We start from the raw sequence: 7755 nt of genomic DNA, 5'->3' as shown, positions 1-7755 counted from the left end.
TTAATAATTAATTATCAATTTAATCTATGTGTTTGTGATTGATGTCAGCTTTGCTGGTATTCCCCCATTTTGTTCTGCCGAAATCCCAGAAATTCCTCTTTTACAACAAAAAGCGAAGAGGGAGCTATATAAACTAGCTCTTTCTTCTCCTTTGTAAGTTACTTACTATCCATCGATATATACTCTGATTTTAAAAATGAAATTAAATACTTTTCAAATTTTGGATTACCCAATATACAATCTTTAGGGTCTATCCCCTGTAATACTAATACTTCATTATACATCCTTTCACATTGACCTTGAAGTGTAAAATTACTAATAGTTCTGCCGTTATCACTTTCTAAAATGACATTTAATTTTTTACCTTCTTGAATCTCATTCCACATTTTTGCTTTTTCATCATTTTCATCAGGATATACAGGGTACTTTTTATTTTCTTCAATCATTTTATTTATATTTTCTTTTTCTTCCTCGTTAAATAATCCGCTGAGAATTTCTTTATCTCCAATTGCATAACACTTCACGATATTTTCAAAGTTCACATATGGGTATCTAGACCATCGCCCAAGTGCCATTTCGCAGTTTCATACGAAATAGCGCTACCGATATATAGTTCGCCATCACTCAATACTGCAGCATAGTGTTCATATTGTTTTTTTCTTAATGTTGAAGCCACTTCAGTAACTAAAGTATAAGTCATTCCACCAACTACCACAGTTAATGCTGCAGCTAATAAAGCATTTAGGAGAGTTTCTTCAATCACAACTTCAATAGGAGCTAAAAAGGCAAAAGAAGCTTTTACTTGATCTGTATCAATTTTATATTCTTCGTTTGTTTCAATATCAAGGAAACAAACTCGTTCGGATTGCGCGCAAAGGCACAAGCTCGGTTGAAGTGCGCCGGGCCCTGATTATTTTGGCTTTTGCGCAAAACATGAAGGCTCTCGAAATCTCAAAACGTTTACATCAGAAAGTGACAACATGGGCCGAAAAAATAACGTGGAACTTGTCTTCACACCGACGAACGCTTCCTGGCTGAACCGGATGGAGTGCCACTTTGGCCCGCTCCGAAAGAGGAGTAGCATTAGTGATCATGCTTCTTCTTTTGCAGCCCTTCCAACATCCTCAAAAAGAATTTTTCCCCTTCCTCGACAAGATCGAAGGCTCCATCGTATAAACACCAATCATATAGTATTCCCCTCATACACCGGACGATGTCTCTCGTTAATTCGGATGCGCTGATATCATCGCGAAATTCACCTGACTTTTGACCCTGTTCCATAATCTGGTGAACAATGGTATATAATTCCCTTTCTTCATCAATGATTGATTTTTTTTCCTGATTGTTTCGAATGAGGCTGTAATAGACCACTTTGATCGTGTCTAAGCCAACTATTTGTGCACATAATCGGTGTTGCTCCTTGATCAGCATGAATAGTTTTTCCGTGGCGGTCCATTCGGGCGGATAATTTTGGTAATTTTTTACATAATATTCGTCAAATTGTTTAAACTGTTCTATAATCACTTGATCTTTTGATTTGAAGTGGGTATAGAACGCCCCTTTTGACGTTCCGGCTTGAGTGACAATTTCGTCGACGGAAACCATATCATAACCCTTTTCGGCAAATAGTTTCAGGGAAGTTTCAAATAATCTTTTGTACGTTTCAAGTGCTCTCTTTTTTCGGAGAGTGAGACCGTTTTGCTGTTTCATGTAGAACTCCTTTCCAATGAATTTCATTGACTTCAGTGACAGACTTGAGTTAATGAAAATGACGAAGTCGTATCTCAGTTCGCCAAAGAATTTCAGAGTCGCTCCTATTACATGATGTTTGCGTACACCAGTATCGTGTTTACCCGGTATCTGTTTCTTGCCATGGAATCCAGAGAAAGCCAGGACCCGTGTATGTTTATCCAAGTATATCAAGGACTTCTTGAGCATTTCGGTGTGCTTATAGTGTGATAATTTAATCATAACATAAACATAGGATTATTTTCTATTCATACAGGTGATTATATTAATAAAATTTAAAAAATATAATATATATAATATATTGAAAATATTTTGATATTTATGTATACTGACTGTAGTCAAATACTACAGTCGTTGACTTTGGTCTGTAGTAATTGTTTTATTTCCCTACAAATTTGCAATAGCGAAAGGGGGATTGATAGGAGTTCCAGATGAGAGAAATGGAGAGCGTAAGACGATTTAGGTTTAATATTGCGGCAGGTTACTGCCAGGAGATATCGAAAGGAGTAGATTTTGTGAAAAAAGGTCGCATTCTTTTTGCCAGCCTTGCTGGATCGGTCATCGAGTGGTATGACTTCTATTTATATGGCACGGCCACCGGCTTGGTATTTTCCACTCTGTATTTTCCCAACCACGATCCTGCCATTTCGATTCTTCTTGCCTTTGCCACCTTTGGAGTCGGTTATGCTGCCCGGCCGCTCGGCAGCATCTTGTTCGGTCACATGGGTGATCGCCTGGGGCGGAAGGCGACGCTCATGTATACTCTTATTGGTATGGGAGGCAGTTCGATGCTTATTGGCCTTCTCCCTACTTATGCACAAGTCGGCCTGCTGGCCCCGATTCTATTGGTTATCATGCGGCTCATTCAGGGTATTTCCTTGGGTGGCGAATGGGGTGGGGCCATCCTGTTGGCAACAGAAAATGCCCCGAAAGGGTTTCGTGGGCTTTACGGTTCAATTCCCCAATTAGGGGTTCCTATCGGCTTGGTTGCCGGGTCCTTCAGTCTTTCGTTTATTAGCTACATGACTACCGATGAGCAGTTTATGAGCTGGGGATGGCGGATTCCATTCCTCTTAAGTGTTGTGCTTATCGCTCTGGCGCTCTGGGTCCGGAGCGGTGTAGAGGAAACCCCGGACTTTAAGCAGCAGAAGGAAAGTGGAAATCTTGCGAAGGTGCCCATTGTCGAAACGTTTCGCAACGATTGGAGAAACGTGTTGCGTGCGATTGGACTGAAAATTGGTGACGGGTTCTTTAACGTCTTTGCCATGTCCTATGTGCTTGTATTTACTACTGTGTATTTGGATTACTCCCGCGATACAGCCTTAACCGCCCTGACGATTGGTTGTGCTACCATGCTCGTTACTATCCCGATTGTTGGTTACCTTTCTGATTTTATCGGTCGGAAAACCATCTATCTGGGAGGTTTGACTCTTCTGTTCCTTCTCTCGGTTCCTTATTTTGCTCTGATCGGAAAAGGAGTCGGCTGGCTGTACTTCATGCAGGCGGTCATGCTCGGCATCATTTGGGCGGCTGTTTTTTCTACCCAGGGGACTTTATTTTCTGAGCTGTTTCCGACCAAAGTCCGTTATACCGGGTTATCGGTCGGTTATCAGGTTGCCGCTGCCATTGTTGGTTTTGGGCCTATGATTTGGACCCCAATGGCGAAATCATACGGTCCATCTCCGTGGATATTTGGTGGATTCATGATGGCGGGGCTCGCTCTCTCTCTGGTATTAAGTCTGTTTGTACAAGATACAAGAAAAATGGTCAACCCGCGTTACGACGAAAGTGTGAAACATGTCGGAAGCTGACGAGACACTTCATACCCGAGGCTTCCCCGTAGCAGAAATAGCCTTGGACCGGGCAGCCCCGGATGTATCTGTATTCTATAAATAGATGATTTATATTAATGAAATTTCAAGGGGGTATGTGTTTTGCTGGAAACTACAGTGGGACAGTTGTTTGACAAGGCCGTTCGCCAACATCCGGACAGAATTGCAGTTAAAGACCAGTTGAGAAACATAACGTATGCGGAATTGGAAAAAGAGGTTAACGGTTTTGCAAACGCTTTAATCCGGCTGGGGATTCGCCAAGGCGACCGGGTTGCATTGTGGATCTACAACAGCATTGAGTATATTGTTGCGGATTTTGCCATAGCCAAAATCGGTGGAGTGCGGGTCCCCCTAAATCAATTCCTGAGTACTCATGAAGTGCAATACCGTTTGCTAGATTCCGGTGCTAAGGCGATCATCTGCAGTCCGGAATGGATTTCACCCGTGCAAACTCTGCTGCAGAATTTTCCATACGACGTCCTCGTTATCAACGCCGGAAAAGAGCCTGTCAACGGGGTAGTAACCATGCAGCAGTTGATCGAAAACAGTGATTTTGAAAATCCTGCGGTTTCTATTGGACAAGAAGATCTTGTGGCCATTATGTACACCGGAGGGACAACCGGGCGTTCCAAAGGGGTGATGCACACTCATAAATCCACCATTGCCCTAATGTACAGTGAGATCGTCGAGTTCGAACTGGAAAGAGGGGGTGTGATGCTGCATGTAGCCCCACTTCCCCATGCAGCCGGTTTTCTGATCCTGCCCGGTTTGCTGCGGGGCGGAACCCATATCCTGCATCAAGGCTTCAGTCCCCGTGCGTTTTGTGAGACGGTCGAACGTGAACAGGTTAATTTTACCTTTCTAGTTCCCACAATGATCTACCATATTCTCGATTTACCGGAGCGGAAGCAATACGATTTAAGCAGCTTGAAGACGATTGTGTACGGGGCAGCCCCGATGGCGCCGGCACGAATTAAACAGGCATTAGAAGTGTTCGGCCCCGTTCTGGTGCAGATTTATTCACAGATGGAAGTGGCCAACCAAACTGCGATTTTAACGAAAGATGATCATCTGAGCGCACAGGGAGAAGAAAAACGGCTGGCATCCTGCGGAAGGGAGATTATTCTTTCTCAGGTTCGGATCGTCAATGCAGCCGGGGAAGATCTGGGTCCCGGAGAAGTAGGGGAGTTGGTCACGCGTGGGCCGCACATGATGAAAGGCTATTGGCAGCTTGAAGAAGAGACAGCCAAGACTATGCAAAACGGCTGGCTTCACACGGGAGACATGGCTTACCGGGATGAACATGGATATATTTATATGGTGGATCGTAAAAAAGATATGATTATTTCCGGCGGATTCAATGTTTACACTACAACAGTGGAAAGTGTCCTGTTTCAGCATCCTGCGGTAAAGCAGGCAGCGGTCATAGGTGTCCCGGACGAAAAATGGGGTGAAGCGGTAAAAGCAGTGGTTGTTGTTCATCCGGAAACCGGGATAAGTGAAGGTGAATTAATTGCTTTCTGCAAATCCAGATTATCTAGTTATGAAGTTCCGAAATCAATTGATATTGTAGATTCTATTCCTGTAACGGCATACGGGAAGGTCGATAAAAAAGCGTTACGGGCACCTTATTGGCTCGGTCTTGTAAGGCAAGTAAACTAAAAACAGAGAAGGGATAATTTATGAGGAATGTGGTAGTGCTGGGGATCGGGATGACCCAATTTGGAAAGCATCCGGACAAAAGTTTGAAGGATTTGGGAAGAGAAGCGTTATATCGTGCCGTTCAAGATGCCGGCATTGAACTCTCGCAAATCGAAGCGGCTTATGTAGGCAATGCGGCTGCGGGATTGATTACGGGGCAGGAATGTATTAGAGGACAGGTGATATTAAGCGGGGCGGGATTGACCGGAATTCCGGTAATCAATACCGAAAATGCTTGTGCCAGCGGGTCAACGGCATTTCATTTGGCGTGGATGGCTATTGCCTCCGGTTTATATGATGTCGTTTTAGCTTTAGGAGCCGAAAAGATGACTCATCCGGATAAAAACCGCGCATTTGCCGCCTTGCAAAGCGGTACCGATATCGAACAGTTGTCGAGTTTTCCCGGATACGAGGAACACAAAGAAGGACAAAGTATTTTCATGGATTTATATGCGTCGGAAGCAAGGGAACATATGATGAAGTATGGAACATCGCTGGAAACGTTGGCTAAAATCGCTGTAAAAAATAGTTACAACGGCAGTTTAAATCCGTATGCACAATACCAGCAAGCGCAAAGTTTGGAGGCAGTTCTGCAATCAAGAATGATCAGCGATCCGCTGCGCCTGAAGATGTGTTCACCGATCGGTGATGGTGCCGCCGCAGCCATTGTATGCAGTGAAAAAATAGCCCGGCAGTTTACAACAAAACCGGTCTATGTAACGGCTTCGGTAGTTGTTTCCGGCAGCTCGAGTAAAGATCAGAAAATCGACACAGTACAAAGAGCCGCTGAAAAAGCCTATGAAGTCGCAGCTATCGGCTCGGAGGATTTGCAAGTGATGGAGGTTCACGATGCTGCCGTACCGGGAGAATTACTTGCGTATGAACAGTTAGGGCTTTGCCCTCCCGGTGAAAGCGGGAGGTTAATCGAATCCGGGGACACAGAAATCGGCGGAAAAATTCCGGTCAATCCGAGCGGCGGCTTGATTTCCCGTGGGCATCCAATCGGGGCTACCGGTATTGCGCAAATCGCCGAGATCACCTGGCAGCTTCGCGGGCAAGCGGGTGCTCGTCAGATCCGAAATCAACCCAAAGCGGGGCTGACTGAAAACGTAGGTGGATTTCTTAACGGAGACAATGGCACAGTCAACATTCATATTCTTAAGCGCTAATCAAAAGCCATTCACTAATGGAGTTGATACTTGAATCATAAAAAGCACTTGTTACCCCAACGGAGGTAATCGGTGCTTTTTCATGGTATAGGAAAGTATATTTCGCTTTACAGTGATAAAGCAAAATATACTTTCCCTCCATTCGTAAGCGAGTTTTTCTCATTTGAACATATGCCAAGATGCAAAAAACGGAGCGACGATAATGTCTGCCCCGTTTTGGTAAGGAAGAAAGAGCTAACAACTATTCTTCCCAAACTTTCACTTCTTTCATTTTGTCGCCGTTACGCAAGTTCTTCGCATGCTCCAGACCTTCCACAACTTGTCCGAACACCGTATGTACGCCGTCCAGATGCGGTTGGGATTCATGAACGATGAAGAATTGGCTGCCGCCGGTGTCGCGACCTGCATGCGCCATCGAGAGCGCGCCCGGAACGTGCTTGTGCGGATTGCCTTCAGTCTCGCACTTGATTGTGTAGCCAGGGCCACCGGTTCCTGTTCCGTGAGGGCAGCCCCCCTGGCTTACAAAGCCCGGAATAACGCGGTGGAATGTCAGGCCGTTGTAGAACCCTTCATTCGCCAGTTTTTCAAAGTTTGCAACCGTGCCGGGAGCGGCTTCCGGATAGAATTCGATCAAAATTTTATTGCCGTTTTCAAGTTCGATGCTTCCTTTTTTTGTCATCAGCCTAGTCACTCCTTTTTTTACTCACTTTATTCTACCACAGTGTATAGACAAGTCACAACTGAACAGGCATTTTCACCATGTGAAATTACGCATGGACAGACTGCAGGGAATACGCTATAATAAAAATACAATTTCATCAGTAATCCTTCGGGGCAGGGTGAAAATCCCGACCGGCGGTGATAGAGGCATGAAGTCTCTTCAGTCCGTGAGCTGCGGTTTCATAGAGCCAATGCTGACCCGGTGTAAATCCGGGACCGACAGTATAGTCTGGATGGGAGAAGGATGTAGTTTAGATTACAGGTGCAGTTTGTTTTATTTGATTGCGTTTCTTTAAAATTTGCCATGAGGCGAACAAATAGAGACGCTTGAACCCTGGTATCGCTCTACCTTTTTCATGAATACAGGCCCTGAAAGCGGAATGAAACCGTCTTTCAGGGCTTTCTTTGTCATAGGCAAATAAGGTACCTGAGTATACAGATAAATTAGAGTGGTTACGCCCAACGACAAAGGAAGCAAAGCGCATGGCGCCGCCTTTTTCTTCTGCCCCGACCGGTATTCGGTTTAACAGAAAAAAGACGGCGGCATGCGTTTTTTTCTGTGAAAATCGTGGGAAAAGAAGGAG

Annotated in this window: 8 protein-coding genes and 1 riboswitch; of the genes, 3 read left to right on the top strand and 5 right to left on the bottom strand. The window is 44.7% G+C overall.

Translation table 11 applies throughout. The features are described from left to right. Positions 1-158: 158 nt before the first annotated feature. The 3 genes from ADA01nite_RS06275 to ADA01nite_RS22820 form a co-directional block, all read right to left on the bottom strand. Entirely contained in the window at positions 159-575 is a 417-nt protein-coding gene (locus tag ADA01nite_RS06275) for a hypothetical protein (protein ID WP_170230167.1), read from the bottom strand. Next, positions 539-883: a hypothetical protein gene (locus tag ADA01nite_RS06270; protein WP_146809107.1), complete on the bottom strand. Its 345-nt coding sequence runs from the start codon at positions 881-883 to the stop codon at positions 539-541. The genes ADA01nite_RS06275 and ADA01nite_RS06270 overlap by 37 nt, the downstream gene beginning before the upstream one ends. Positions 884-1083: 200 nt before the next feature. Continuing rightward, positions 1084-1710 carry a TetR/AcrR family transcriptional regulator gene (locus ADA01nite_RS22820; protein WP_170230166.1) on the bottom strand — a complete coding sequence of 209 codons (627 nt, stop codon included), beginning with the start codon at positions 1708-1710 and terminating at the stop codon, positions 1084-1086. A gap of 554 nt (positions 1711-2264) precedes the next feature. Between ADA01nite_RS22820 and ADA01nite_RS06260 the strand changes: the two genes are divergently transcribed. The 3 genes from ADA01nite_RS06260 to ADA01nite_RS06250 all read left to right on the top strand — a co-directional run bounded on the left by ADA01nite_RS06260 (position 2265) and on the right by ADA01nite_RS06250 (position 6451). After that, entirely contained in the window at positions 2265-3560 is a 1296-nt protein-coding gene (locus ADA01nite_RS06260) for an MFS transporter (protein WP_146809109.1), read from the top strand. Positions 3561-3683: 123 nt separating this feature from the next. Beyond that, a complete protein-coding gene (locus ADA01nite_RS06255; RefSeq protein ID WP_146809105.1) occupies positions 3684-5243 on the top strand; it encodes a long-chain-fatty-acid--CoA ligase in 1560 nt (519 codons plus the stop codon). A 20-nt stretch (positions 5244-5263) separates the two neighbouring features. Continuing rightward, entirely contained in the window at positions 5264-6451 is a 1188-nt protein-coding gene (locus tag ADA01nite_RS06250) for a thiolase family protein (RefSeq protein WP_146809104.1), read from the top strand. A 241-nt stretch (positions 6452-6692) separates the two neighbouring features. Here ADA01nite_RS06250 and ADA01nite_RS06245 read toward each other — a convergent pair whose 3' ends face one another. Both ADA01nite_RS06245 and ADA01nite_RS21935 read right to left on the bottom strand, forming a co-directional pair. After that, complete coding sequence (locus tag ADA01nite_RS06245; protein ID WP_146809103.1) at positions 6693-7130, bottom strand: peptidylprolyl isomerase; 438 nt, start codon at positions 7128-7130, stop codon at positions 6693-6695. Positions 7131-7272: 142 nt separating this feature from the next. Continuing rightward, positions 7273-7420, top strand: a riboswitch (FMN riboswitch). Between the two features lie 2 nt (positions 7421-7422). Beyond that, on the bottom strand, positions 7423-7755 hold a 333-nt coding region (locus ADA01nite_RS21935; RefSeq protein ID WP_170230165.1), incomplete at its 5' end, for a hypothetical protein.

It is taken from the genome of Aneurinibacillus danicus (assembly GCF_007991215.1).
Lineage (GTDB): Bacteria > Bacillota > Bacilli > Aneurinibacillales > Aneurinibacillaceae > Aneurinibacillus > Aneurinibacillus danicus.
The sequence above is the reverse complement of the archived record's forward strand: the minus strand, read 5'-3'. Positions and strand labels throughout refer to the sequence as shown.